A 26,078-nucleotide genomic window follows, 5' to 3' on the forward strand; every position below is an offset into this window, starting at 1 on the left:
CGCCATCCGCGAGCGGGATGGCGAAAAAGATGAGCGGTCTTTGCCTTTAAATCCCGCTCTCATATCGGTTTATCCGTTCGCCTTTATCCTTGCGGGCTGCTGCGCGGAAAGCGCGGCAGTGATGTCGGAAAGAGGCGGCAGATGTTCGAGCGGGCCAATTGCGGACAATGTCGGAACTGTATCGAAAAACAGTCGTCCCGCAAGATCGGTCAGGCGCGCGCGGGTGATGTCGCCAAGCCGCTCCATCATCTCCTCATTGGGGATGGGCCGGCCGTAGAGCATCATCTGCCGGGCCATCTGGCCGGCGCGGGCGGCCGGGCTTTCCTGGCCCATCAGCAATTGCGCGCGAATCTGCGCCCGGGCGCGGTCGATTTCTTCCTGGTGGATGGTCTGCGAGGACTTGCGAAGTTCCTCCAGAATGACGGGCACCAGTTCCGGCAGGTCGTTGCCGCCGGTGGCCGCATGCACGCCGAAGATGCCGGTATCGGAAAAGCCCCAGTGGAACGCATAGACGGAATAGCAGAGGCCGCGATATTCGCGCACTTCCTGGAACAGGCGGGAGGACATGCCGCCGCCCAGTATATTGGCGAGAATCTGCGAACAATAGAAATCGCGGGCGTGATAGGCCTTGCCCTCGAAGCCGAGGAGCACCTGCGCATCCATCAGGTCGCGGGTCTCGCGGATTTCCCCGCCGGTATAGATAGCCTTTTCGAGCACCGGCGTGGCGATGGGCAATTGCGGCAGCGAGGCGAAACGTTCCTCCACCTGCTTCACGAAGCTCTCGTGATCAACTGCGCCGGCCGCCACGACGAAAATGCGGTCCGTCGTGTAGTTGCGGGCGAGATAATGCCTGATCTGGCCGGTGGTGAAGGATTGAACGGTGTCCGGCGTGCCGAGGATCGGGCGGCCGATGGTCTGGTCGCGATAGGCGACACCGGAGAAATTGTCGAAGATCACGTCGTCGGGCGTATCGGTCGCCGCGCCGATTTCCTGCAGGATGACGTTTTTCTCCCGCTCCAGCTCGTCTTCGTCAAACAGCGATTCCGTCAGGATGTCGGCAAGAATATCGACGGCGAGGGGGACGTGGTCTTTCAGGACGCGGGCGTAGTAGGAGGTCGTTTCCGTCGATGTCGCGGCGTTGACTTCGCCGCCGACATTTTCGATTTCTTCGGCGATCTGCCGGGCAGTGCGGCGCGCCGTGCCCTTGAAAGCCATATGTTCGAGAAGATGGGCGATGCCGTGTTCGGCAGTCGTCTCGTTGCGGGAACCGGATTTGATCCACACCCCAAGAGCGACGCTTTCGAGATGCGGCATTTTTTCCGTCACAACGGTCAACCCGGACGAAAGCCGGGTCACATTTACTCTCATACTCAACGTCTTTCCGCGTCTCTATTTGCCGGCGCGTGCGTGTTTGCCGATGAAGGTTTCCACGGCTTTGAGCTCCGCATCCAGAATGTCGAAACGCTCCTCCCGGTTCATAATGTCAGCTAACCATACTGGAAGCGCAGGCTCGATTGCGCAAGCGGATTTTACAGCGGCCGGGAATTTAGCCGGGTGAGCGGTCGACAGAACGACCATCGGGCTTGACGCCTTTTCGTGCTTTTCCGCCACGAAAACGCCGGTCGCCGTATGCGGGTCGATCAGGTAGCCGGTTTTCTCAAGCGTGTCGCGGATCGTTGCCGCCACCTGCTTTTCGGTGGCGCGGCCGGCGCGGAAATCCTTCTTGATGAATTTCAGCGCGTGCGGCGGAATTTCAAAGGATCCCGACTGCTTGAGGCCGTCCATCGATGCCTTTACCGCAGCGGAATCACGGCCATAGGCTTCGAACAACAGGCGCTCGAAGTTGGACGAGATCTGGATGTCCATGGAGGGCGAGGTGGTCGGCTTGACGCCGCGCATCTCGTAACGGCCGGTCTTCAGCGTGCGCGCCAGAATGTCGTTGTCATTGGTGGCGATGACGAGCTTGTCGATCGGCAGGCCCATCTTCTTGGCGACGTAACCGGCGAAGATATCGCCGAAATTGCCGGTCGGAACGGTGAAGGAAATCTTCCGGTCGGGGCCGCCGAGCGAAAGCGACGCGGTGAAATAATAGACCACCTGCGCCATGATGCGCGCCCAGTTGATGGAATTGACGCCGGAAAGCTTCACGCCGTCGCGGAACTTCACGTCGTTGAACATCTCCTTCACCAGCGTCTGGCAATCGTCGAAATTGCCGTTGATCGCCAGCGCATGCACGTTGGAAGCGGTCGAGGTCGTCATCTGGCGCTGCTGCACCGGAGAGACCTTGCCGTTCGGGAAAAGGATGAAGATGTCGGTGCGCTCGCGGCCTGCGAAGGCGTCGATGGCCGCGCCGCCGGTATCGCCCGAGGTGGCGCCGACAATGGTGGCGCGTTCGCCGCGTTCGGAAAGCGTATAGTCCATCAGGCGGGCGAGAAGCTGCATCGCCACGTCCTTGAAGGCAAGCGTGGTGCCGTGGAAAAGTTCCAGCACGAAGGTGTTAGGGCCGGTCTGCGTCAGCGGCACGACGGCAGGATGCCGGAAGGTCGCATAGGCGTCGTCAATCATCGCCTTGAACTTGTCTGCCGGAATCTCGCCGCCGGTGAAACGGTAGAGAACCTCGAAGGCGACGTCCTGATAGGACTTGCCGCGCAGGTTGCGGATTTCCTTCTTCGACATGGAAGGCCATTTGCGCGGAACATAAAGCCCGCCGTCACGGCCAAGGCCCGCCAGAAGCGCGTCGCAAAAACCAAGCGAAGGGGCCGCACCCCTGGTCGATACATATTCCACGAGATAGTCCCTTATCCGTTACCGATGCGATCGGCGTCTTTGTCCGCAGCGTCTCACCGGAATGAGGCGATTGGCGAGCTAATGAAGGGCTTTTCTGAAAATTCAAGCAAAACCGAACATGCCAATCGATTTTTTCCGGCGTCGCTGCTATAGACCATCGCCAACCTGGGTGAAAGGTCAATAAACAGCGTCTCCGGTTCTGTTCCGGGACAAGGGAGAGGATTTAGAAGAGTGTCAGGGAATTTCTTGCGTTTGTCCGCCGCGATGTCGCTTCTCGTCGTTGTTGCAGGATGCAATTCCTCCAACCCGTCGGACTCGCTTGCCGTCAACCCGCCGGCGGCGCAGGCCGCACCGACGGCTGCCGTGGTTCAGGCCAATTGCCCGGCCGTGACGGTTCTCGATGCCAACGCCGTTCATCGCGTCTATGCCGGAGGCGCGAAGGACGATCCGCAGAAACTCGCCTATCAGGTCTCGCTGTCCGATACGACGCGTTCGTGCACCGCCAATGAATCGACGCTCACCGTGAACGTGCTGGCCCAGGGCCGCCTCGTTCCCGGCCCGATGGCCAAGCCCGGCCGCGTGACCGTGCCGATCCGCGTGACGGTGAAGGACGGCGACGGCGAGATCTACGGCGAAACCACCGCCTTCGCCGTCGATGTTCCGGCAGGCGGGGCGGGCACGCAGTTCATCTTCAACAACGACCACGTCGCCATCCCCAACGGACCGGGTGGCGCACCGAAGTCTGTCAGCGTCTTCATCGGCTTCGCCGAGCAGGGCGCAAAGGCCAAGACCAAGCGCCGGTGATTTGACGGGCGAAATGTAAAAAACCGGAGGCTGCTTTTGCGGGCTCCGGTTTCTTTTTGAATGGCAACGGATTTAAATACCAGCTGCCTTTCGCAAGGCCTCGTTGATGCGGCTCTGCCATCCTTTGCCACCTTCGCGAAAACGCTCCACCACGTCTTCATCGAGGCGCAATGTTACCTGTTTCTTCGGCTTGTCCACCGGCGGGCGGCCACGCGTCTTTCTGTATTCATCAATTGCTTCGAAGAAAGCAGGAGGCAAAACGTCTCGGGCGGGGCGTGCATTTGCCAGTTCCTGATCCGTCATTTCCGGGAAATCGACGGCGTCCCAGTCCGCTTTGGTATAGCCGCGTCCGGGTTTGAATTCTTTTAGTTTTGCAACTTTGGCCATGGCAACCTCCTTCTTTCCCTGGAACTCGCCCGTCGGAAGCTGATGATGGATATTGCTTCTGTCCCGACAGTCGCAAAAACAACGGCCATAGTCCCGTCCCGGAAATATCCGATCGCTTTGAAGCGCGAACTTCCCGGTTCGGTCAGGCTTTTCTCGATGATGGCGTTCTCCCAATCAAACCCATCGATATCTTCAAAATCGAAGCCGTGCTTCTCGATATTGGCGAGCCGTTTGTGCTCATCCGATATGATTTTCATGAATTAATGTAGCTACATTTATTAAAATATCAATGCTGCCACTCAGATCACGAAAGAAGCCCCTTCACAACTCAAAAAGCGCCTTCCCACTCCGTCATTGCCGCAATCACGGCCGGCAGGTCCTGCATGCGCGAGATCACCGTTTCGGCGCCCGCATCCGTCAGCCGGTCGGCGTGGCTCGGATAGGTGTGGGATGCGCCGGTGAAGCCGATGACGCGCATGCCGGCGGCTCTTGCGCCGTGGATGCCGTGCACGGAATCCTCGACCACGACCACGCGGTCGGGGGAAACGCCGAATTGTGCCGCGCCGTGCAGGAAGATGTCGGGCTTCGGCTTCACGCGGTCGGCTCCAAGGTCCTTGGCGGAATAGATATGCGGCGCGAAATAGGGCTTCAGGCCCACCTTCGTCAGCATCATGTCGAGGCGGTGGCTCGATGAGTTCGAGCAGATGCAACGCGGCGTGGTCAGGCGCGACAGGGCGAATTTCACGCCCTCGATGATCTTCACATCGCGTTCCAGCCGCATGTCGAGCAGCTTTTCCGACTTGTCGAGCAGCGAGGCGGAGAGCGGAATGCTGGCTTCGCTTTCCACCTGCAGAAGAATGTTCTTCCAGGTCATGCCGGCGAAGCGCTCGCCCATTTCCTCGACGGAGATCGGATATCCGGCTTCGGTCAAGAGGCGGGATTCCACCTGCGCCGCGATGATTTCGGAATCGACCAGAACGCCGTCACAGTCGAAAATAATGAGGTCGAAGCCGCTCATGGGCGCTCCCTGTATCGGATTTGGCTGGAAGAAAATGATGCCGGGCTTTTAGACCATGTCCGCGCCAAGCTCAACCGGCTCACCCGCAAAGGTCGGTCCCATCAGGCTCATAGCTCGGTCGGCCCGTGTAAGCGACTGTGCCGCCTCGAATATTTGGCTTGGCGTTACTCTTTCGCGCAAAAACAGCTACACACGGCCGCGCCATATGCGTTATGGGATGTTATGCCCAAGCCAGAGAAAACCACGCCCGAAGACACCATTGCCGCACGCATCAGCCGCACGCTCGCCGACCGCATCGTTCGCGGTGAGCTGTCGCCGGGTGAAAGGTTGCGGCAGGACCACATCGCCGCCGAATTCGGCGCGTCGCATGTGCCGGTGCGCGAGGCGTTCCGCCGGCTGGAAGCGCAGGGGCTTGCCGCCAGCATTCCGCGCCGGGGTGTCCGGGTGGCGGATTTCGGCCTTGACGATGTGCGCGAGGTAGCGGAAATGCGCGCCGCCCTTGAAGTTCTGGCGCTGCGCCACGCCATTCCCAACATGACACCCGCCATTCTCGACCAGGCGGAGGCGGCGACGCTCGAAGGCGACAGCGCCGTCGATGTGCAGCATTGGGAGGAGGCCAACCGCCGCTTCCACCGCCTCATCACTGCGCCCTGCAACATGCCGCGCCTGATGGAGGCGATCGACGGTCTGCATGCGGCGAGCGCCCGCTTCCTGTTTTCCGCCTGGCGCGCCGGCTGGGAGCGCCGCACCGATACCGATCACCGCGCGATCATCGACGCGCTGCGTGGCGGTCGCGCCGAAGAGGCGGTGCGTATCCTCGACGGACATGTGCAATGGATCGGCCGCAAGGCAATCCGCACCTCGTCCGGCTCGGTGCGCGACGCCTTCGCCATCGTCGGATAGGGCGGGCCCGTGACCGTCCGCCTCCGGCCCCACCATCTTCTCTGTATGCTCACTTACGTGGGCAAGGGATATACGTCCGGCTTCGTCGAGAATTACGACCGTGTCGCCGCCCGCCTGAATACCGGCGAGGAGGACATCGAGCTGGTGGATGGTCCGGATGATATTTGCGAAGGCCTGTTGTGTGAAAGCCATGCCCACTGTTTCAACGAGGGCGTGGTGCAGCGGGACGAGACGGCCCGCCTTTCGGTGGCTGTGCTTTTGGGCGAGGCACTGACCGCCGGCAGGCGGTTGCAGGCGACGCCTGACTTTCTCGCGAAGATGCGTCTGGCTTTCGCCGCAGGCGAGATCAGGCCGGCCTGTCGAGGCTGTCAGTGGATAAGACTGTGCGACCGTATCGCGGCGTCAGGCTTCGCAGGCGTGAAAATCGGCGAAGGTCCGGAGCCTCCGGCCGGGCGGCGGCCGAGGCCTACTCCGGCACATCCGTCTCGGTTCTCTCGGCGGCCTTGACCGTCGCCTTGATCTCCTTCGGCTCGCGGCCGGATTTCTTGTCGTAGCTCACCTTCACCGAATATTCGCCGGGATGCAGGGTTTCCTGATGCTGCGTGCCGTAACGGCCGGAAATCTCCTTCTGCGTGCCCTGAAGATCCCTTGTGGTTTCAACGATATCGATCCGTTCCGCACCGGGCGCCTTGATGGCGAGAACGCCCGCATCGAGATCGAGGGTGATTTCGGTTCGTTTTCCGGCAGTCACGGTGAATGGTTGTTCCACCGTCACCTTGCCCAGACGCGCGCGCATGACGAAGTCGCCAGCGGGCATTTCCATGATCTTGCCGGTGCCGTAAATGCCGTTGATGGTCTCACGCGTGCCATCCAGCGTTTCCCTGGCCGACATCGCTTCGAAGCGGATATCATCCGTTTCCACCGCCCTGCCGCCTTCCGCATAAACGGCCTTGGCGATCACCACGCCGCTTGGAATGACCAGCTCGTGGCTGATCTTCTCGCCTGCCTTGATGGCAAGCTTCTCCTCAGCCCGCGCCGGGCCGATGCTGCCGGTGAGCACGACGTCTCCGGCCGGCACGAAGACAGTATTCTGGCCATAGACGCTGTCCTTGAAATCGCCCTTGGTGATTTCCGTCTTCGCCTGCGTTTCCACATCGCCGCCGGCGCTGCGTTTCGGCACGACGGTCAATTCCGCAGCGTCGAAATTCACCTTCGGCCTCGCGACGCTTCCGTCCTTCACCTCGAACGACACTTCGCGGGTCACATTGCCCAGCGCCGCCACCCCGACATATTTGCCCGCCGGCAGTTTCGCCTCGAAGGTGGCGTCATAGGAGCCGCCGGCATTGTCGTCGGTCCGCCCGCCGGAACGGTCTGCCTTGTAGAAATCCCACCGCACCCTGTCGCTGTTGCCAAGCGAGGGGCCGCCATCAAACAGGACCGCATCGGTGACGACGTTATATTGCGGGGCCGGTTGCTGCGCCTGCGATGGCGCCGGCAGCGCCGTTGCGAAAAGTGCGGCGCAGACGACATTCATGGAAAAAGAAGCCATTTTCATCACGGACCCCATTGCGGATTACCCCCTGCCATAATGGCTCTTCCCGCCGCGCCGATATGCGGGGACAGGAGAACCCGTTGTGCACAACGTTTTTGCCCGACTTCGGGTTCCCCCGCTGGCCGCCGCAAATCGCGCCTGCGGGCCGCGACAGCCATTTATTTCGCATTTTCCGTGACTTGTTCAGGCTTTGATAACCATCTTCGGTAACCATAAGCATCAGTAGAGAGTAAGCGTATGGAGCGAGTACCAATGGCAGCAGTTTTTCCGCTGGCCGATTTTCGGCGTGCCGGTTTTGATCGTGCGGGCGAGAGCGACGCCTGGAAAGACAGCATCATCAAAGGTGATTGTGTCGCTGCCTTGGATGCCCTCCCGAGCCAGTCGGTCGATGCGATCTTCGCCGATCCACCCTATAATCTCCAGCTTGGCGGCACGCTTCACCGGCCCGATCAGTCGCTGGTCGATGCCGTCGATGACGAGTGGGACCAGTTCGCCTCCTTCGAGGCCTATGACGCCTTCACCCGCGCCTGGCTGCTCGCCTGCCGCCGCGTCCTGAAGCCGAACGGCACCATCTGGGTCATCGGTTCCTACCACAATATCTTCCGCGTCGGCTCCATGCTCCAGAACCTCGATTTCTGGATCCTGAACGACATCGTCTGGCGCAAGACCAACCCCATGCCGAACTTCAAGGGCCGCCGGTTCCAGAACGCCCATGAGACGATGATCTGGGCCAGCCGCGATCCGAAAGCCAAGAACTACACCTTCAACTACGATGCGCTGAAGGCCTCCAACGACGATGTGCAGATGCGCTCCGACTGGCTGTTCCCGATCTGCAGCGGCAACGAGCGGCTGAAGGGCGACGACGGCAAGAAGGTGCATCCGACCCAGAAGCCGGAAGCGCTGCTGGCGCGCATCATCATGGCCTCCACCAAGCCGGGCGATATCGTGCTCGACCCGTTCTTCGGCTCCGGCACCACGGGTGCGGTCGCAAAACGTCTCGGTCGTCACTTCGTCGGCATCGAGCGCGAACAGGATTATATCGACGCGGCATCCGCCCGCATCGCCGCCGTCGAGCCGCTCGGCAAGGCGGAACTGACCGTCATGACCGGCAAGAAGGCCGAACCGCGCGTTGCCTTCAACACGCTGGTGGAAAGCGGCCTCGTCCGCCCGGGCCAGGTGCTGACGGATGCACGACGCCGTTATAGCGCCATTATTCGTGCCGATGGTACGATTGCATCCGGCGGGACCGCCGGCTCCATTCACCGCCTCGGCGCGAAGGTGCAGGGTCTCGACGCATGCAACGGATGGACCTTCTGGCATTTCGAAGACGGCGACGCGCTGAAGCCGATCGACGATCTGAGAGCGATCATCCGCAGTGAAATGGCAAAGGCTGAATAGTCAAAAGCCGTAGAGGCTGGAGACGGACGATCCACCGCCCGCCCTTGCCAGGATACGTCTCCGTCCGGTTTAGTACCTTCAGTCCCGGAAGGAGAACGACCAACGCCCGGCACTTCGGTGTCGGGCGTTGGTATTTTCGAGTATCCTATTTTAGCAAGACAAGTTTCGCGCAAGAGATCGGCAATACTGTCTCAAATCAGAGCAGTGGTTGTGAAAATCCGGTTCGGAAAAATCACAAAAACATTGCGTCCGATGCCGCTTGCGGCAGGACTGGCGCAGGCCGGAGACCGCCATTTCCGCCTGCGCCAATTTCTTTTCCCGATCTGTTTTGACAAACTTTGCCAAATTCTGCACTCTTCCATCAAAGGAGATGAATATGGCGACCATGAACATATCGCTGCCTGCACCCATGAAAGAATGGGTCGAGGCCCAGTCCAGGACAGGTCGTTACTCCAATGCGAGTGATTACGTGCGAGACCTGATCCGGAAGGATCAGGAACGAGGCGAAAAAATCGCGGCGATGCAGCATTTTGTGGATGAGGGACTGCGGAGTGGCGTCGGGCATCGCTCGCAGGAGGCCCTGTTCGCCGAGGCTGAAGCCCGCTCCATGAAACGCAAAATCGGTTGATCATGGGCTTTCGCCTGTCTCTGCTCGCGGAAGAGGACGTCATTCGCATAGTCGAAGAAGGCATCGTCTTATTCGGGCTGGCGCAGGCGCAAAAATATCACCGGGAACTCTATGAGATATTTGAGCTGATATCTAGCAACCCACGAATGGCACGAGAGCGGCATGAGTTGTTACCGCCGCTGCGTATCCATCGGTTCAGGGCACATCTGGTTGTTTATGCCGTGGGAACGGACGATGACGTCCTGATCGTCCGCGTCCGCCACGCACATGAAGACTGGGCCAACGAGTTGTAGCCGGGCGTCCACGTCACCGTTTTGCCCGGCAGCCAGCTTACGCTTCCACCCCATAAGCCCGCAAATCCTGCCGCAGCTTTTCTGCGCCGGTGAAGTGCACGGCCTGCCAGCCTGCTTTCTTCGCGCCTTCGACATTCACGAGCGTATCGTCGATGAAGAGGCTGGCGGCGGGGTTGAGGCCGAATTCCCTGGCGTGCAGATCGTAGATCGCCACATCGGGCTTCAACAGCTTCACATCGCCGGAAACGGTGACGCCGCGCGGCAAAGTGAGGAAGGGGAACATTTTCTGCGCCTCGCGAAACGTGTCGGAGGCGAAGTTGGTCAGCATCGTCACGTCATGGCCGCTGTCGATCAGGGCAACCATGATCGCGACGCTGTCGTCATAGGAATGCGAGACCATCTCGTGCCAGAACTTGCGGAAGGAACGGATATGCTCTTCCCGCTCCGGAAACTGCTCCACCAGCAGCGCTTCGGCATCCTCCCAGCGGCGTCCGCGATCCTGTTCGAGGTTCCAGTCATGGGTGCAGACGTTTTCGAAGAACCATTTGCGCTCGTCGGCATCGGGAATGAGGCGGCTATAGGGAATATGCGGATCGTAATGGATCAGCACCTTGCCGATGTCGAATACGATATGCTCAATCTTGGTCATCGAAATTTCCTGCTTTCATCGAACATTAGCGCGTCTTTCAGACGCTCTAAATCTTTGAGTTGCGTATCGTTCCTATCGAAAATCAATTTCGATTTTCGGGCCGATACGCGGATGGAATAGCTTGGGCGATGACTTTTTTCATCACCGTTGGCAGCGCCTGTGCGTCAAGATTTGTAACCGGCTCCCACCATCCGTCATCCGGGCCGGTTTTAAGGCCGTCCGGCACCTGCGCGCGGTAGACGGTGAGCCGCAGTTCGAAATGGGTGAAGACATGCACGATGACGCCCGCCGCCTGCCAGCCGGCGGCAAAGGGCGCATGGCTCGCCTCCGTGCCGCCGTCCATGCGGGCGGTCCATGCCGTTGTCGGCACCTCGGTCATGCCGCCGAGAAGCCCGCTTTCGATGCGCCGGCGAAGCAGGATTTCACCGCTCGCATTCACCGCCACGAAGGCGGCCCCAAGCCGCACCGGCTTTGCCTTCTTCGCCGCCTTGACCGGAAAACGCTCCGGCTCGTCATGCGCAAGCGCAAGACAGTGGCCGTTGAACGGACAGAGCGCGCAGGCCGGCCGTTTCGGCGTGCAGATCGTCGCGCCGAGATCCATCATCGCCTGGGCGAAATCGCCGGGCCGATCGGAAGGGGTAAGTGCGGCCACCTTCGCTTTCATGGCGGGCTTTGAGCCGGGCAGGGGAGCGTCTATGGAAAAGAGGCGGGAGATGACGCGCTCCACATTGCCGTCCATCACCGCCGCCTGCCGGTTGAACGCGATGGCCGCCACGGCGGCGGCGGTATAATCGCCGATGCCGGGCAGTTGCTTCAGGCCCTCTTCGCTGTCCGGAAAGGTGCCGCCATGGTCGCGCGCCACGGCTTCGGCGCATTTTTTAAGGTTGCGGGCGCGGGCATAATAACCGAGCCCCGCCCAGGCCGCCATGACATCCTCGACCGGCGCCGCGGCCAGATCGCTGACGCTTGGCCAGGCGGCGAGAAACTTCAGGAAATAGGGTTTAACCGCCTGCACCGTCGTCTGCTGCAACATGACCTCCGACAGCCAGACGTGATAGGGATCGGCGCGTTTTCCCCGTGCCGCCATGGCGGGGGACGTGCGCCATGGCAGTTCGCGATGGTGCCGGTCATACCATGCGAGAAGTTGTTCCGCTGTCGGATGTGATATGTGTCGCCGCGTATGTGTGTTCATCGCCGCTGAACATAGACACGGCACGGCAATCTGCAACAGCAGCCTGCGGCGGCGGCGTGGAAAACCGCATCCGGCAACGAATGCCCGACATCGAAACCCATGATCCGATTTTGGAGGAAGAGCCCCATGCTGAATGCGCTGCTGGATAATATACCCCAACCGCTGCTTTATGTTATCGGGGTTTTGTTGGCCCTGTGCCTGATAGGAAGCCTGTTGAACCATATTGGCCGTCTGTGTTTCGGACGCCAGAACAGCGTGGCCTTTGTGGTTTCCCGCCTGATCGGCGAAGTCCGTGAACTGGAGAAGATGAGAGGCAAGCCCTCGCGCCGCTTTCGAATTATCGAATCCGGTTTCTGGGCGATTTTCTGCCATGGCCTGTGGATATACCTCTCCATCGTGCTCACCTGCATGTTGGTGATTGCCGTTATGTCGGATAAGCCGGGAATATCGCATCTGAAGTTTTTGGCTGGGGCCTATTTCCTCTTTGGATGTTTGGTGGCGGGAATGATACGCTTGGGCGCCTGCCGGGACTGGCGACGATTTCGCGCATTGTTGCGCGGAGAAGAAGATGACGATGGCGCGACCGCTTGAGGCCGCTTGGCCTCTGTCGAGGAGAGCATGAAGAAACCCGCAGATTCATTCCGCAAAGGCGTCGTGCAGATCGCCGAAGTCGCCAATGGCATCATGGACCCCGTGCTGTCGAAACGGGCGGGCATCAACACGGCGCTGCTCGGCTCCTGGGACGAGATCGCTGGTGACGACTTCGCCGATTGCACCCGCCCGGAAAAGATCACCTGGCCGCGCCGCGACGAGGGACCGGATCGCGGCGGTTACCAGCCGGGCGTGCTGACGATTGCCTGCGAAGGCGCGCGCGCCCTGTTCCTCACCCATGCGCAGGGCGAACTGATTGCCCGCATCAACGGCTTTTTCGGCTTTCCGGCGGTGCGTCAGATCAGGATCGTGCAGAAACCGGTGTCCCAAACCATCACCCGCCGACGCAAACCGCAACCCCTGCGCGGCGATGCGGCAAAACGTCTCGATGACATGATGGACGGCATCGAGAGCGAGGCGCTGCGCAAGGCGGTGGAGAGGCTGGGCACGGCGGTATTGCAGAAAAAGCCACCGCAACGAAGTTTGAAATAGGACGAAATTTCAGAGGTGGCTTCTGATTGCGCGGTAAATAGAATTTCATTCTCGATTTCAATTTGTTGGCCGACGATTTCCGAATTACTCCATGGCTCAAAGGAGTATGCCGATGGAAATCAAGGAAACACCAGAAATGTGGGTTGTGCGTTTTGGTCAACGCCTGCGGATACCCGATGTCAGACAGGCTGCTGCCGAATATTCGGCAATCATAGACAGGCAGCTCGCCGAGCACCGCCTGGAAGCCGATGGGCCTTGGATTTTCATTTCCCACAACCTGCCAAGAGATAGCAAATCCCTGTTTGACTGGGAGATATGCCGCCCGATAAGAAAACCCGTGCAGTGGGATGAGACAATCGAGCTTCATCATCTCGAACCAATCATCGTTGCAAGCAGGGTGCATCAAGGATCACTGAGATCGTTATTCACCAAAGGATATGCCCCGCTGGTTGCGGAGATAGAAATGTCTCGCCACCATTTCTCGGGTGAGAGCCGTGAAATTTATCACGGCTGGAACGGGCACGGCTCGTCTTATCACAATATCGAAATCCAGTTTGGTCTATCGCGTTGAGGTCATAAGGGGCGCTTGCTGCGACCATTGCCCGCACCCTCTGTATTCAGGGCTTGTTTCTCTTCGTTGTTTTTGCGCTTTCGCCTTCTCGAAGTCACGATTCTTTGACAAGGAAGTTCCAGAGCCCGCTTGTCGCGCTGCCGGTGCTGGTGGTATCGGGTTAGCGAATTGCGCATCAGGCAGTTTCAAATCAACACGGGTGTTTCCATGCCGATTTCCGAATTGAATATTACCAGACGCAGCCTCCTCGGCGGCGTTGCTCTTGCCGCCGTTGCCACGGCCCTGCCGTTTGCCTTCACGCCCGGTATCGCCGAGGCGCAGGAATTGCCTGAATCCACCGGCGATGTGGATATGGCTGCGGTGATGAAGCCCGGCCCGCTGCCGGAAGCCGCGCTCGGCGATGCCAACGCACCCGTCAAGATCGTCGAATACATGTCGATGACCTGCCCGCACTGCGCCAACTTCCACAACAAGACCTTCGAAGAGATCAAGAAGAAGTACATCGATACCGGCAAGGTCTATTTCGTGCTGCGCGAATTCCCGTTCGATCCGCGCGCCGCCGCCGCCTTCATGCTGGCGCGCTGCGCCCCGGAAGGTCAGTATTTCCCCTTCGTTTCCATGCTGTTCAAGCAGCAGCAGAGCTGGGCAGTCGCCCAGGATGCGCGCGCCGCTTTGCTGCAAATGTCGAAAATGGCCGGTTTCTCACAGGAGTCTTTCGAGGCCTGCTTGACGAACCAGAAACTTCTGGATGATGTGAACGCAACGATGCAACGCGGTGCGACGGAATTCGGCGTCAACTCCACGCCGACTTTCATCATCAACGGCAAGAAATACGCGGGAGACATGTCGGTTGAAACCATGTCGGCTGTCATCGACAAGCTGCTCTGATCGCCGAACCCTCAAAGGAACGGGCGGCGGATATCTCCGTTCGCCCGTTTTTTATTGCCGTTTTTCTGTCCGGAGCATGGCGGCATGAAGTTCAACAAGCTCCGCCTCATCGGTTTCAAGTCCTTCGTCGAGCCATCCGAATTCATCATCGAGCCGGGGCTTACCGGCGTCGTCGGCCCGAACGGCTGCGGCAAGTCCAATCTGGTCGAAGCGCTGCGCTGGGTGATGGGCGAAAATTCCTACAAGAACATGCGCGCATCCGGCATGGATGACGTCATCTTCTCCGGTTCCGGCAACCGCCCGGCCCGCAACACAGCCGAAGTCGGCCTTTATCTCGACAATTCCGATCGCACCGCGCCCGCCGCCTTCAACGATGCCGATGAAATTCAGGTCACACGCCGCATCGAGCGCGAAAACGGCTCGGTCTACCGCATCAATGGCAAGGAGGCGCGCGCCAAAGATGTGCAGCTTCTGTTTGCCGATGCCTCCACCGGCGCGCGCTCGCCCTCCATGGTGGGGCAGGGGCGCATCGGCGAACTCATCAATGCCAAGCCGCAGGCCCGCCGCCAGCTGCTGGAAGAGGCGGCCGGCATTTCCGGCCTGCATTCCCGCCGCCACGAAGCCGAGCTGCGCCTGCGCGCCGCCGAGACCAATCTGGAGCGGCTGGAAGACGTCACCGCCCAGCTGGAAAGCCAGATCGAAAGCCTGAAGCGTCAGGCCCGGCAGGCCAACCGTTTCAAGATGCTGTCAGCCGATATCCGCGCCCGCGAAGCTACCCTGCTGCACATCCGCTGGGTCGAGGCGAAGGAAGCCGAGGGGGAGGCGGAAAGCGCGCTCAATCAGGCCACCAACATCGTCGCCGAAAAAGCGCAGGCGCAGATGGAAGCGGCCAAGCAGCAGGGAATCGCCAGCCTCAAACTGCCGGAACTGCGCGAGGACGAGGCCCGCGTCGCCGCCGCCCTGCAACGCCTGCAGATCGCCCGCACCCAGCTGGATGACGAGGCGAACCGCCTGCTGCGCCGCCGCGATGAGCTGGCGCGCCGCCTGTCGCAGCTTGGCGAGGACATTATCCGCGAGGAACGGCTGGTCTCCGATAATGCCCAGATACTGGCGCGGCTGGATGAGGAAGAAGCCGAACTCCTCGAAATCCTCTCCGATTCCGGCCGCCATGCCGAAGAAATGCGCGAAGCCTTCGAAGCCGCCGCTATCAAGCTGGCGGAAAGCGAAGCCATCTTCACCGCGATAACCGCCGAACGGGCCGAGGCCTCCGCCGCCCGTCAGCAACTGGAGCGGGCGATCCGCGATCTTTCCGATCGCAAGCTGAGGCTGGAGCGGCAGTCGCAGGAGGCATCCGCCGAGATCGATGCCATCGACGAAAAACTTTCCGGCCTTCCCGACCCGTCCGAACGGCGCGAAGCGGTCGAGGCGGCGGAGATCGCGGTCGAGGATGCCCTGATCGTGGCGGAGGAGGCCGAGGCCGCCGTCGCCGAGGCGCGTTCCGCCGAAGCGCTGGCGCGCGCGCCGCTGGAAACGGCGCGGAACCGGCTGAACGCGCTGGATACGGAAGCGCGCACCATCACCAAAATCCTTGCCTCCAGCGCCGCCGCCAATGGCAGCTTTACACCGGTGGCGGAAGAAATGACGGTGGAGCGCGGTTTCGAGGCGGCATTGGGTGCCGCCCTCGGCGACGATCTCGAAAGCCCGCTCGATCCCGCCGCGCCCGCCTATTGGGCCGGAAATGGCGATGGCGCTGATGATCCCGCCTTGCCGCAGGGCGCGAGGCCGCTTCTGGATTATGCGCAGGCGCCGGAAGCCCTGCGCCGCGCTTTGGCGCAGATCGGTGTCGTCGCAAACACTGCGGAAGCCCTGCGCCTGCTGCCGCATTTGAAGGTTGGCCAGCGGTTGGTGACGCGCGAAGGCGCGCTGTTTCGTTGGGACGGTCACATAGCCAGCGCCGATGCGCCGGGTGCCGCAGCACTTCGCCTGTCGCAGAAGAACCGCCTCGCTGAAATCGAGACAGAACTGGATGAGGCACGCTCCATTCTGGATGAGGCCGAAGACCAGCTTGCCGCGAAAACCGAAGAAATCCGCAGCAGCGAATTGCGGCTCTCGGAAGTGCGCGACAGAAGCCGGCTTGCGACCCGCCATCTTGCCGAGGCGCGCGAGGCGCTCACCGCCGCCGAAAGGGCCTCGGGCGATCTTCTACGCCGTCGCGATATCGTGTCCGAAGCACTGAACCAGATCGGCGCGCAGATCGACGAGATCGCCGTTCAGGAGGAAAACGCCCGCATCGAAATGGAAGACGCGCCCGATCTTTCCGTGCTGGATCTGCGGCTGCGCGAAAGCCAGCTCGAAGTTGCGACCGACCGCGGCCTTCTGGCGGAGGCCCGCGCCCGCCATGAGGGTGTGAGCCGCGAGGCGGAAAGTCGCCAGCGCAGAATTCAGGTAATCGGGCAGGAGCGCTCCACCTGGCAGTCGCGCGCGGCAAGTGCGGCCGATCACATCGCGACATTGCGCGAACGCGAGGAAGAGGCGCGCGAGGAAATCGCCGAGCTGGACATAGCGCCGGAAGAATTCGACGAGAAGCGCCGCAACCTTCTCAACGAATTGCAGAAGACCGAAGACGCCCGCCGCGGGGCCGCCGACCGGCTAGCCGAGGCGGAAAACCTGCAGCGCGGCGCCGACCGTGTGGCGGCAACCGCGCTTTCGGAACTGGCCGAAGCGCGCGAAAAACGCGGCCGTGCCGAAGAACGGCTGGTTTCCGCCCGCGAAAAACGACAGGAAACCGAACACCGCATCCGCGAAACGCTGAATACCGAGCCGCATATGGCGTTCCGCCTGACCGGCCTTGGCCCGGACCAGCCGAAGCCGGACATTCGCGATGTCGAGCGCGATCTCGACCGGCTGAAGATCGAGCGCGAGCGGCTGGGCGCGGTCAACCTGCGCGCCGAGGAAGAGCAGGCCGAGCTTTCCGCCAAGCTCGAGGCGCTGATTAAGGAACGCGACGACATCATCGACGCCGTGCGCAAGCTGCGCGCCGGCATCCAGAACCTCAACCGCGAAGGCCGCGAACGGCTGATCGCCGCTTTCGATGTGGTCAATTCGCAGTTCCAGCGGCTGTTCACCCATCTCTTCGGCGGCGGCACGGCGGAATTGCAGCTGATCGAATCCGACGATCCGCTGGAAGCGGGCCTGGAAATCCTCGCCCGCCCGCCGGGCAAGAAACCGCAGACCATGACGCTGCTGTCCGGTGGCGAACAGGCGCTGACGGCCATGGCGCTGATCTTCGCGGTCTTCCTCACCAATCCCGCGCCCATCTGCGTGCTGGACGAAGTGGATGCGCCGCTCGACGACCACAATGTCGAGCGTTACTGCAACCTGATGGACGAGATGGTGGCCTCCACCGAGACCCGTTTCGTCATCATCACCCACAATCCCATCACCATGGCGCGCATGAACCGCCTCTTCGGCGTCACCATGGCCGAACAGGGCGTCTCGCAGCTCGTCTCCGTGGATTTGCAGACCGCCGAGCAGTTGCGCGAAGCCGTCTGAGGCTTCTTTTCCCCTTCGCCCACCATCGCGAATTTATCTGGCCGTATCACCCATTCGGGTGAGCGACAATGCGCGGTGTTTTGCTATGTTTTCCGCAAGGGCCAAAGGGCTCGTCACAGACCCCACCATCCGGTTTCCTGTACCGGATGGAATGCCTTGCGAGGCCGCTGCCGTGGCCTCGCAAGGCTTTCTTTTTCGGCTGAAGAATACGGGCGGGCTCCCTCATTCCTGTGCTTGTCACAGGAATCCAGCCAGCCCAAGTCCTTGGGCTGAAAAGAGTCTTCCGCCGCGCAGACGCGCGTCGACTGGATTCCTGTGACAAGCACAGGAATGAGGAAGGGGGGCGGTGAGGCTCTGTAGTGTTCGGACGAATTTGTGTGAGCATTTTTTGCGGCACCCGCTTCGTATCGAGCGTATGGACCACTCACCCCGGCACCAGCCGCAACCGCGTGCCCCAGGGGTCTATCGCTTCCACGACGTTATTCTCCATCTCCACCAGCACATAACCGGCGGCCCGCAGCCGCGTTTTCTGCGCCTCCAGATCATCGGGGTTGCGAACGGTGAGAGAAAACCAGTCGAGGCCGGTTTCCATGGCGTTGCGTTCCTTCGCGCCACGGCTGTTCCATGTATTCACCGCCAGATGATGATGATACCCGCCGGAAGAGAGAAACGAGGCATCGGCGCGCGCGTCCTGCGTCGGTTGCAGGCCGACGGCCGTTTCGTAGAAGGCGCGGGCGGCGGCGATTTCGCCGACCCGCAGGTGTACATGCCCGATGCGCATTCCCGGCGGGGCAGCCTCGTAGTCGCTTCTTTTGGTATCGGTCAGCTTCACCAGATCGTCGACATCGAGCGGTTCGGTGCCCATTTTCACCACGCGGCCGCTCCAGACCCATGTGTCCTTCGGCCGGTCGCTGTAAACCTCGATGCCGTTGCCCTCGGGATCGTTGAGATAGATCGCCTCGCTGACATTGTGGTCGGCAAAACCGGAAAGCGGCACCTGTTTCAGCGCCGCATGCACCAGCCAGCGCGCCAGATCCTTGCGCGAGGGCATCAGATAGGCGATGTGGAACAGGCCGGCGGAGGTGGGGCTTTCGAAATCCGCGGCCGGCTTGTGCACCAGATCGAGCAGCGGCACGGTGCCGACGCCGAGCGTCACGCCTCTGGCCGTGCGCTCCACCTCGTTCATGCCCAGCACTGAACGGTAATACTCGATCATCTGGTCGAGATCGCGCACGCGCAGCGCGGCCTGGCCGATATGCATCGGCGTCGTCAGCGCGAAGGGAAGGGCGGAGGCGGCGCCTGCGACGGGCACTGCGCCTTCGGCTCTGAGCGCCCCGGCAAGCGCGCTGGCGGCACAGGAAATTCCGGCAAATTTAAGCGTATGGCGGCGGGTAAATTGCATGAATAATCTCTTTGTCGGCGATTTGAATGGCTTAGGCAACACTCCAGTTCAGCGCACTACACGAATGCGTCAATCATGCCGTTATTCGGCCTTTGCGGCAATTCTTGCGCGCAATTTGCCGCAATTATGCTGCACTGCGATGTAAACTGCACGTTGCGGCGTTTCCAACGTGCCGCCAATGCTGTAGATGATAGAAAAATGACAACGCTTCTGGGTGGAGAGCGTGGAATGAAAAAGTGGGTTTATACCTTCGGCAACGGTGCTGCCGAAGGCAGGGCAGGTGACGTTGCGATATTGGGCGGCAAGGGCGCGAACCTTGCCGAAATGGCAAGTCTCGGCCTTCCCGTTCCCCCCGGCCTCACCATCATAACCGATGCCTGCGCCCTTTATCACAAGAATGGCCGCGATCTTCCCGAAGAGCTGAAGCTGCAGGTCATGGCCGGCCTGCACGGCATGGAAACCGTGACCGGCAAGACCTTCGGCGGCAGCCACTCGCCGCTGCTCATCTCCGTCCGCTCCGGCGCGCGCGCCTCCATGCCCGGCATGATGGATACCGTGCTGAATTTGGGTCTCAACGACCGCACCGTCGAGGCGCTGGGCCACGATGCGGGCGACGCGCGTTTTGCCTGGGACAGCTACCGCCGCTTCATCCAGATGTATGCCGATGTGGTCATGGGCCTGGATCATGAGCTGTTCGAGGAAATTCTCGAGGACGAGAAAGGCCGCCTCGGCCACGAATACGATACCGACATGTCGGCGGTCGAATGGCAGCATGTCGTTTCGCTTTATAAAAAGCTGATCGAGGATGAGCTGGACGAAGCCTTTCCGCAGGACTGTCACGTGCAGCTCTGGGGTGCCATCGGCGCCGTCTTCGCCAGCTGGACCAACCACCGCGCCGTGACCTACCGGCATTTACACAATATTCCGGGCGACTGGGGCACGGCGGTCAACGTTCAGGCCATGGTCTTCGGCAATCTCGGCTCGTCTTCGGCAACCGGCGTCGCCTTTACCCGCAACCCCTCGACGGGTGAGGCGGAGCTTTACGGCGAATTCCTCGTCAACGCTCAGGGCGAAGATGTGGTGGCGGGCATCCGCACGCCGCAATCCATCACCGAGGCCGCGCGTCTGGCCTCCGGCTCCGACAAGCCCTCGATGGAAAAGCTGATGCCGGAGGCGTTCAGCGAATTTCTGGCGATCTGCAAGCGGCTGGAAAACCACTATCGCGACATGCAGGATCTGGAATTCACCATCGAGCGCGGCAAGCTCTGGATGCTGCAGACCCGTTCCGGCAAGCGCACCACCCGCGCGGCCATGAAGATCGCCGTCGATATGGTCGAGGAAGGGCTGATCTCGCAGGAGGAAGCCGTCTGCCGCATCGAGCCCTCGTCGCTCGACCAGTTGCTTCACCCCACCATCGATCCCGGCACATCGCGTCCCATTATCGGCTCCGGCCTGCCGGCTTCGCCGGGGGCGGCGACGGGCGAAATCGTCTTTACCGCCGAAGAGGCGGTTGCGGCGGAAGCCGAAGGCCGCCGTGTCATTCTGGTGCGCATCGAAACCAGCCCGGAAGATATTCATGGCATGCACGCCGCCGAAGGCATTCTGACGACGCGCGGCGGCATGACCAGCCACGCAGCCGTGGTGGCGCGCGGCATGGGCATTCCCTGCGTCACCGGCGCCGGCTCCATGCGCGTCGACATGCGCAACAAGGTGCTGATCGGCGTCGGCTGTATGCTCAAACGCGGCGATGTCATCACCATCGACGGTTCTTCGGGCCGGGTGCTGAAGGGCGAAGTGCCGATGACGCAGCCGGAACTCTCGGGCGATTTCGGCAAGCTGATGGAGTGGGCCGACAGCCTGCGCCGCATGACCGTGCGACCAATGCCGATACCCCGGCCGACGCCCGCGCCGCCCGCGCCTTTGGCGCTGAAGGCATCGGCCTCTGCCGTACCGAACATATGTTCTTCGAGGGCGACCGCATCCACGTCATGCGCGAGATGATTCTCGCCGAAAGCGAAAAGGGCAGGCGGGCGGCGCTCGATGAGCTTCTGCCGATGCAGCGCTCGGATTTCACCGAGCTTTTCCAGATCATGCATGGCCTGCCGGTGACGATCCGCCTGCTCGACCCGCCACTGCACGAATTCCTGCCGAAGACCGATGGCGAAATCGTCGAGGTGGCGGCCCCCATGGGCATGCCGCAGACCGTGTTCCGCCAGCGGCTGGATGCGCTGCATGAATTTAACCCCATGCTCGGCCATCGCGGCTGCCGTCTCGCCATTTCCTATCCGGAAATCGCCGAAATGCAGGCCCGCGCGATTTTTGAAGCCGCCGTTGCCGCAGCACGCATCACCGGCGCGCCGGTCGTGCCCGAGATCATGGTGCCGCTTGTCGGTCTGCGCGCGGAACTGGATTACGTCACCGAAGTCATAGACGGCGTCGCCGCTGCGGTGGCGCAGGAAACCGGCATGGAGATCGAATATCTGACCGGCACCATGATCGAGCTGCCGCGTGCGGCCCTGCGTGCCCATGTCATTGCCGAAGCGGCGGAATTTTTCTCCTTCGGCACCAACGACCTGACGCAGACCACCTTCGGTATTTCCCGTGACGATGCGGCGCGTTTCATCAATACCTATCAGCGCAAGGGCATCATCGAGCGCGACCCGTTCATCTCGCTCGATTTCGACGGCGTGGGCGAGTTGATCCGCATCGCCGCCGAACGCGGCCGCCAGACGCGGCCGGAGCTGAAGCTCGGCATCTGCGGCGAACATGGCGGCGACCCGGCCTCGATCCATTTCTGCGAGGACGCCGATCTCGACTACGTGTCTTGTTCGCCCTTCCGCGTGCCCATTGCCCGCCTGGCGGCGGCGCAGGCAACGCTGGCGGCAAAGAGGGATGAGGGCAGGGTGGCGAGCAATGTCGCCTTCATTCCCGTCAGGGGTTCTGTTGGACGATGATGCGCCGCTCCACCACCACGGGGCGGTAGAACATGTCGCGGTTCATCTGCGCCTGCCAGGCGCGGTTGTCGGCGCGGCGGTCCATTTCCAGATCGAGAAGGCAACCGGCCATCGGGTCCGTGCCGGGGCGGAAACCATAACCCCGGCATGTCGCCTCATCCCGCGCCCGACGCTCTTCCGGCGTCAGCGTCTGGCAGGCGGTGAGCGCCAGCATGGCGGCAAGCGCGCCGAAGACGATGGAAACACGCATTTTGTTTCTCCCTTAACATGACGGCCGTACGGCACTTTTATTGCCGCGATTGATACGCCTGTTTTGATACGGGGAAAAGCCGCGTAGGGGCGGAAAGTTGCATCAATCCATCATGGAGAATGGCTTGGCAGGCGGCGGCGATAGCGGTGTCAGGCGGCGTGGCGTCGTAAAATCCGACATACTCCCGTTGCTCAGGAATCACGAAGAAAAGACGGCGGGAACAAACCCTGTTGAATGAGCCAGTCGCCGAGCAGAACCGTGAGGATGGCGATGAGGACGATGCCGCCGATAAATGCGAGGAGGCCGAGCGTGGCGCGGGGCCACCGGCGGGTTTGATAAAGGTAAATCGCAAGCCCGATGGGTGCGAGCAGAACGGTGGTGATCTTGGCGGCGGAGCTGCGCCGGAGGTCCCGCTTTTCGGCATCCTCTATCTGCCACCAGGCAAATAGCGTGATGATGCCGATCATCTGCACCAGATCGTTTGCGGTAAAGGATGCTGGAGGCCCGGCGGGCCAGACGGCCGCGTCGATCAGAAGCCCGAGGGAGATGAAAGCGAGCAGGCCGACATAGATCCAGTTACGTTTCGCCATGCACAGTTTCCGCTCTAAATTGCGCTATTGCCCGTGCCGCTATCGCTATCGATGAAATTGGCACCGTCAACCCCAAACTATCAGGGAACAACGGGAATGATCCGCATGGGGCGTCTCCCTTTTCAGCGGAAACGCCCCATGATTATCGCTGTCAGGCCGGCGCTGCTTCCCGGTCGTCGAGCGCGTCGATATCCTTGGCGTTGTTATAGAGGGCCTCGTCCAGAATGCCCTCGCGCTTGGCGACGATGGTGGGCACCAGCGCCTGGCCGGCGACGTTGACCGCCGTGCGGCCCATGTCGAGGATCGGGTCGATGGCGAGCAGCAGGCCCACACCTTCCAGCGGCAGGCCGAGCGTCGAAAGCGTCAGCGTCAGCATCACCACTGCACCCGTCAGACCTGCCGTTGCGGCGGAACCGAGCACGGAGACGAAGACGATCAGCACATATTCCTGGATGCCGAGCGGCACCTGGAAGAACTGCGCGATGAAAATCGCCGAAATCGCCGGATAGATGGCGGCGCAGCCGTCCATCTTGGTGGTGGCGCCGAGCGGCACGGAGAAGGCGGCATATTCGCGCGGCACACCGAGGCTCTTTTCCGTCACGGTTTCGGTGACGGGCAGCGTGCCGATGGAGGAACGCGACACGAAGGCGAGCTGGATGGCCGGCCATGCGCCCGCAAAGAAGCGCGACGGCTTCAGGCCATGGGCGAGAAGCAGCGCCGGATAGACCACGAAAAGCACCAGCGCGAGACCGATATAAACGGCCGCCGCGTACCAGCCGAGCTGCGACAGCGTCGTCCAGCCATATTGATCGACCGCGCGGCCGAGCAGGCCGATGGTGCCGATGGGGGTGAGGCGGATGACCCACCACAGGATTTTGCGCACGATGGCGAGCAGCGACTGGTTGAAGGCGAGGAACGGCTCCGCCGCCTTGCCCGCTTTCAGCGCCGCGACACCGAAGGCAATCGACACCACGAGCAGCTGCAGCACGTTGAAGTTCAACGAGGTGCTGGCCGCGCCATTATTGAGCTTGGTAGAAGCTTCGAGGCCGAAGACATTGGCCGGCACAAGGCCCTTCAGGAAATCCAGCCAGGAACCGGTGGAAGAAGGTGCCGCCGCTGCCGTATTGGCAATCGCCGTGTTGACGCCCGGCTGGATGACGAGGCCAAGCACGATACCGATGACGACGGCGATCAGTGCGGTGATGGCGAACCAGAGAAGTGTCTGCCAGACGAGCTTCGCCGCATTGGAGAGGTTCTTGAGATTGGCGATGGAGGCGACGATGGCCGTGAAGATCAGTGGCGGAACCAGCGCGCGCAAAAGCTGCACGAAAATGCTGCCGATGGTTTGCAGTGTCACCGAAAGCCAGTTGGGGCTGCCGGCGGCATCGGGACCGATGTTGCGCGCAACGAGGCCGAGCAGCAGGCCGATGACCATGGCGATCAGAACCTGAAAGCCGAAATTGCGATAAAAGGGTTTAGGCCCGGAGGGACCGGCGGACGTCGTTGCCTGTGACATGACATGTCTCTTTATTGTGCAAGAAAACGAGAATGTTGCACTTTTTACACGCATTCTCGAGGGAGGTCGCCGAGAATACGCCGATTTCCTCAGCAATTAAGGGATGAACATGCGTATTTATTGCGTTGTCGGGGAATAATTCTCTTTAGGTGAGGCAATGCGGAAAAATATTCCGCGCCTTCGTCGCCTTCGACGTCAGAGTCCTAAAACCTATAGTTTGGCAGTGTCATAGCCTGATATTCCGTCACCCCGGACCTGATCCGGGGTCCAGCGCGATCAAGTCCATGATCGCAAAAGACTCATCCCTCACGGCGCAGCATGGCTGGATGCCGCATCATCCTCGGGCTTGTTCCGGGGACCGGCATGACGGAGAAGTTCGCGCGCTTTAGCGTACGGATCGCCTCCTCCTTTGTTTTCCTCGCCGCAAATCCGGTCTATGACATCATATGCAGGTGATTCTCTGCCAGAATTCGGGTGCAACGCTTTTTAGCCAATGCGATCTAACGGATATCCGCTTTCATGACTGTGCGTTTCGTCCGGCCTTTTTCAGTTGCAGCCTATCTTTCCCGCTATCTCGGTCTTGCGGCGCTTGTGCTGTTTCTCATCGCCGCCGGCATTCATCGTTTCGGGCCGCTGACGACGCCCGATCTCGTCGGTCTCATCATCATCGCCGCCGGCATCGCTCTCGCGGCCGTGCTTCTGGCGTTGATCGGGCTTCAGCGGCTGTGGACTAGGGGCGCGCGCGGCGGCCTTTCGGCGCTGGCGGCGTTGCTTCTCTCGGCCCTGCCGCTCGGCGTGGTCGGTTACGGCGCTTTTCTTTATTGGCAGCAGCCGAAGATTTACGACATCTCCACCGATCTGACCGATGTGCCGGAATGGCTGGTGACGCCCGCAGCCAACCAGCAATGGCTGACACGATCCGCGACCATTGCCAAGGAAGACCGCGACGCGCAGGCTGAAGCCTATGCCAGCCTCGCCGGCCGCCGTTATGAAGGCGCAATCGACCGCATCTATGCCGCCGCCAAAAAAATGGCCGCCGCCCAGAATATCCGCATCGTCCACACGAAGGGGGTGATCGGGGCGGAAGATGCGCCCTCCGTCGGCGTTCCGGAGCAGGACAGGACGCAGCCTGCGGAAGAAGGGCCGGTCGAGGATCTGCCCTCCATCGTGCCGGTGCCCATGGCCCGCCCGACGGACGCGCCGTTGCCCACCTTCTTTAACGGTAGCGGCGTGGTGCTGATGCAGGGCGAAACCCGCACGCGCATCTGGGGCCTGCGTTTCGATATCCTCATCCGCCTCAAGGAAGAGGCCGAAACCACCATCGTCGATGTCCGCGTCGCCTCCCGCTACGGGCCGCACGATCTCGGCATGGGCGCTGCGATTGCCGAAGCCTATCTCGATGCGCTGGATGCGGAGATGCAGGGGTTGAACGACAATTGATGTGTAGTTGACGCTACGCTTCATCTTGATGAGAAACGAGAGTGTGCCGCCTGTTTCTTCTCCCCGCCGGGGAGAAGGTGGCCCGAAGGGTCGGATGAGGGGGCTACGTTGCCGAATATCTCTACCCTTGCCCCCTCATCCCGCTGCCGCGGACTTCTCCC

General features: G+C 61.1%; 25 protein-coding genes and 1 pseudogene. 14 read left to right on the forward strand and 12 right to left on the reverse strand.

Translation table 11 applies throughout. The features are described from left to right. Positions 1–69: 69 nt before the first annotated feature. Positions 70–1,368: a pitrilysin family protein gene (locus tag L904_RS03770; protein WP_003520499.1), complete on the reverse strand. Its 1,299-nt coding sequence runs from the start codon at positions 1,366–1,368 to the stop codon at positions 70–72. Positions 1,369–1,389: 21 nt separating this feature from the next. Then, positions 1,390–2,787 (reverse strand): threonine synthase, encoded by a 1,398-nt coding sequence (gene thrC / locus L904_RS03775; RefSeq protein WP_003520498.1) that lies wholly within the window; start codon positions 2,785–2,787, stop codon positions 1,390–1,392. 264 nt (positions 2,788–3,051) lie between these two features. Here thrC and L904_RS03780 point away from each other — a divergent pair, with 264 nt between their 5' ends. Continuing rightward, positions 3,052–3,591: a hypothetical protein gene (locus L904_RS03780; RefSeq protein WP_035236805.1), complete on the forward strand. Its 540-nt coding sequence runs from the start codon at positions 3,052–3,054 to the stop codon at positions 3,589–3,591. A gap of 72 nt (positions 3,592–3,663) precedes the next feature. On the opposite strand, the gene L904_RS03785 is transcribed toward L904_RS03780, so the two are convergent. The 3 genes from L904_RS03785 to L904_RS03795 all read right to left on the reverse strand — a co-directional run bounded on the left by L904_RS03785 (position 3,664) and on the right by L904_RS03795 (position 4,996). Continuing rightward, a complete protein-coding gene (locus L904_RS03785; protein WP_035262978.1) occupies positions 3,664–3,978 on the reverse strand; it encodes a BrnA antitoxin family protein in 315 nt (104 codons plus the stop codon). Beyond that, on the reverse strand, positions 3,957–4,235 hold the full coding sequence (locus L904_RS03790) for a BrnT family toxin (protein WP_035262980.1): 279 nt from the start codon (positions 4,233–4,235) through the stop codon (positions 3,957–3,959). The genes L904_RS03785 and L904_RS03790 overlap by 22 nt, the downstream gene beginning before the upstream one ends. Positions 4,236–4,306: 71 nt before the next feature. Further along, positions 4,307–4,996 (reverse strand): HAD family hydrolase, encoded by a 690-nt coding sequence (locus L904_RS03795; RefSeq protein ID WP_035262983.1) that lies wholly within the window; start codon positions 4,994–4,996, stop codon positions 4,307–4,309. Positions 4,997–5,218: 222 nt separating this feature from the next. Here L904_RS03795 and L904_RS03800 point away from each other — a divergent pair, with 222 nt between their 5' ends. After that, positions 5,219–5,899 carry a GntR family transcriptional regulator gene (locus L904_RS03800; RefSeq protein ID WP_035262986.1) on the forward strand — a complete coding sequence of 227 codons (681 nt, stop codon included), beginning with the start codon at positions 5,219–5,221 and terminating at the stop codon, positions 5,897–5,899. Positions 5,900–5,944: 45 nt separating this feature from the next. Beyond that, positions 5,945–6,406, forward strand: a complete 462-nt coding sequence (locus L904_RS03805) for a DUF1284 domain-containing protein (RefSeq protein WP_059775492.1) — start codon at positions 5,945–5,947, stop codon at positions 6,404–6,406. On the opposite strand, the gene L904_RS03810 is transcribed toward L904_RS03805, so the two are convergent. After that, positions 6,366–7,466 (reverse strand): hypothetical protein, encoded by a 1,101-nt coding sequence (locus tag L904_RS03810; protein ID WP_035262989.1) that lies wholly within the window; start codon positions 7,464–7,466, stop codon positions 6,366–6,368. The two genes, L904_RS03805 and L904_RS03810, sit on opposite strands and share 41 nt — an antisense overlap. Before the next feature lie 237 nt (positions 7,467–7,703). On the opposite strand from L904_RS03810, the gene L904_RS03815 reads away from it, so the two are divergent. The 3 genes from L904_RS03815 (at position 7,704) to L904_RS03825 (ending at position 9,770) form a co-directional block, all read left to right on the forward strand. Next, entirely contained in the window at positions 7,704–8,849 is a 1,146-nt protein-coding gene (locus L904_RS03815; protein WP_035262992.1) for a site-specific DNA-methyltransferase, read from the forward strand. 376 nt (positions 8,850–9,225) lie between these two features. Continuing rightward, positions 9,226–9,477 (forward strand): type II toxin-antitoxin system ParD family antitoxin, encoded by a 252-nt coding sequence (locus L904_RS03820; protein ID WP_035263006.1) that lies wholly within the window; start codon positions 9,226–9,228, stop codon positions 9,475–9,477. A 2-nt stretch (positions 9,478–9,479) separates the two neighbouring features. Then, positions 9,480–9,770, forward strand: coding sequence for a type II toxin-antitoxin system RelE/ParE family toxin (locus tag L904_RS03825; RefSeq protein ID WP_035262995.1), 291 nt, complete (start codon positions 9,480–9,482; stop codon positions 9,768–9,770). 37 nt (positions 9,771–9,807) lie between these two features. On the opposite strand, the gene L904_RS03830 is transcribed toward L904_RS03825, so the two are convergent. Further along, entirely contained in the window at positions 9,808–10,419 is a 612-nt protein-coding gene (locus L904_RS03830) for an HAD family phosphatase (RefSeq protein ID WP_035262998.1), read from the reverse strand. A gap of 82 nt (positions 10,420–10,501) precedes the next feature. Continuing rightward, a complete protein-coding gene (gene mutY / locus L904_RS03835; RefSeq protein WP_051671890.1) occupies positions 10,502–11,611 on the reverse strand; it encodes an A/G-specific adenine glycosylase in 1,110 nt (369 codons plus the stop codon). Here mutY and L904_RS28040 point away from each other — a divergent pair. The 6 genes from L904_RS28040 (at position 11,524) to L904_RS03860 (ending at position 17,765) form a co-directional block, all read left to right on the forward strand. Further along, on the forward strand, positions 11,524–11,760 hold the full coding sequence (locus L904_RS28040) for a hypothetical protein (RefSeq protein ID WP_174022976.1): 237 nt from the start codon (positions 11,524–11,526) through the stop codon (positions 11,758–11,760). The genes mutY and L904_RS28040 overlap by 88 nt on opposite strands. Beyond that, entirely contained in the window at positions 11,738–12,202 is a 465-nt protein-coding gene (locus tag L904_RS03840; protein WP_035263001.1) for a hypothetical protein, read from the forward strand. Before L904_RS28040 ends, L904_RS03840 begins: the two co-directional genes overlap by 23 nt. Before the next feature lie 27 nt (positions 12,203–12,229). Further along, positions 12,230–12,754, forward strand: coding sequence for a DUF721 domain-containing protein (locus L904_RS03845; protein WP_035263010.1), 525 nt, complete (start codon positions 12,230–12,232; stop codon positions 12,752–12,754). A 112-nt stretch (positions 12,755–12,866) separates the two neighbouring features. Beyond that, positions 12,867–13,325 (forward strand): hypothetical protein, encoded by a 459-nt coding sequence (locus tag L904_RS03850; RefSeq protein ID WP_035263012.1) that lies wholly within the window; start codon positions 12,867–12,869, stop codon positions 13,323–13,325. Positions 13,326–13,532: 207 nt separating this feature from the next. Next, entirely contained in the window at positions 13,533–14,213 is a 681-nt protein-coding gene (locus L904_RS03855) for a DsbA family protein (protein ID WP_003520487.1), read from the forward strand. 84 nt (positions 14,214–14,297) lie between these two features. After that, entirely contained in the window at positions 14,298–17,765 is a 3,468-nt protein-coding gene (locus L904_RS03860) for a chromosome segregation SMC family protein (RefSeq protein ID WP_035263003.1), read from the forward strand. A gap of 424 nt (positions 17,766–18,189) precedes the next feature. Here the strand turns inward: L904_RS03860 and L904_RS03865 are convergent, their stop codons facing one another. Next, positions 18,190–19,167 carry a VOC family protein gene (locus L904_RS03865; RefSeq protein WP_035260602.1) on the reverse strand — a complete coding sequence of 326 codons (978 nt, stop codon included), beginning with the start codon at positions 19,165–19,167 and terminating at the stop codon, positions 18,190–18,192. A gap of 228 nt (positions 19,168–19,395) precedes the next feature. On the opposite strand from L904_RS03865, the pseudogene ppdK reads away from it, so the two are divergent. Continuing rightward, positions 19,396–22,121: pseudogene (gene ppdK, locus L904_RS03870) on the forward strand (pyruvate, phosphate dikinase). Here the strand turns inward: ppdK and L904_RS03875 are convergent. The 3 genes from L904_RS03875 to L904_RS03885 all read right to left on the reverse strand — a co-directional run bounded on the left by L904_RS03875 (position 22,099) and on the right by L904_RS03885 (position 24,477). Next, entirely contained in the window at positions 22,099–22,371 is a 273-nt protein-coding gene (locus L904_RS03875) for a hypothetical protein (protein ID WP_035260597.1), read from the reverse strand. The pseudogene ppdK and the gene L904_RS03875 overlap by 23 nt on opposite strands. 191 nt (positions 22,372–22,562) lie before the next feature. Beyond that, positions 22,563–22,961: a hypothetical protein gene (locus L904_RS03880; RefSeq protein WP_035260595.1), complete on the reverse strand. Its 399-nt coding sequence runs from the start codon at positions 22,959–22,961 to the stop codon at positions 22,563–22,565. Positions 22,962–23,112: 151 nt separating this feature from the next. Further along, on the reverse strand, positions 23,113–24,477 hold the full coding sequence (locus L904_RS03885) for a dicarboxylate/amino acid:cation symporter (RefSeq protein WP_035260593.1): 1,365 nt from the start codon (positions 24,475–24,477) through the stop codon (positions 23,113–23,115). Positions 24,478–24,996: 519 nt separating this feature from the next. Between L904_RS03885 and L904_RS03890 the strand changes: the two genes are divergently transcribed. Next, a complete protein-coding gene (locus tag L904_RS03890) occupies positions 24,997–25,917 on the forward strand; it encodes a DUF1499 domain-containing protein (protein WP_035260590.1) in 921 nt (306 codons plus the stop codon). The last annotated feature ends 161 nt before the right edge of the window (positions 25,918–26,078 follow it).

This window comes from Agrobacterium sp. LY4, from assembly GCF_001526585.1.
Lineage (GTDB): Bacteria > Pseudomonadota > Alphaproteobacteria > Rhizobiales > Rhizobiaceae > Agrobacterium > Agrobacterium leguminum.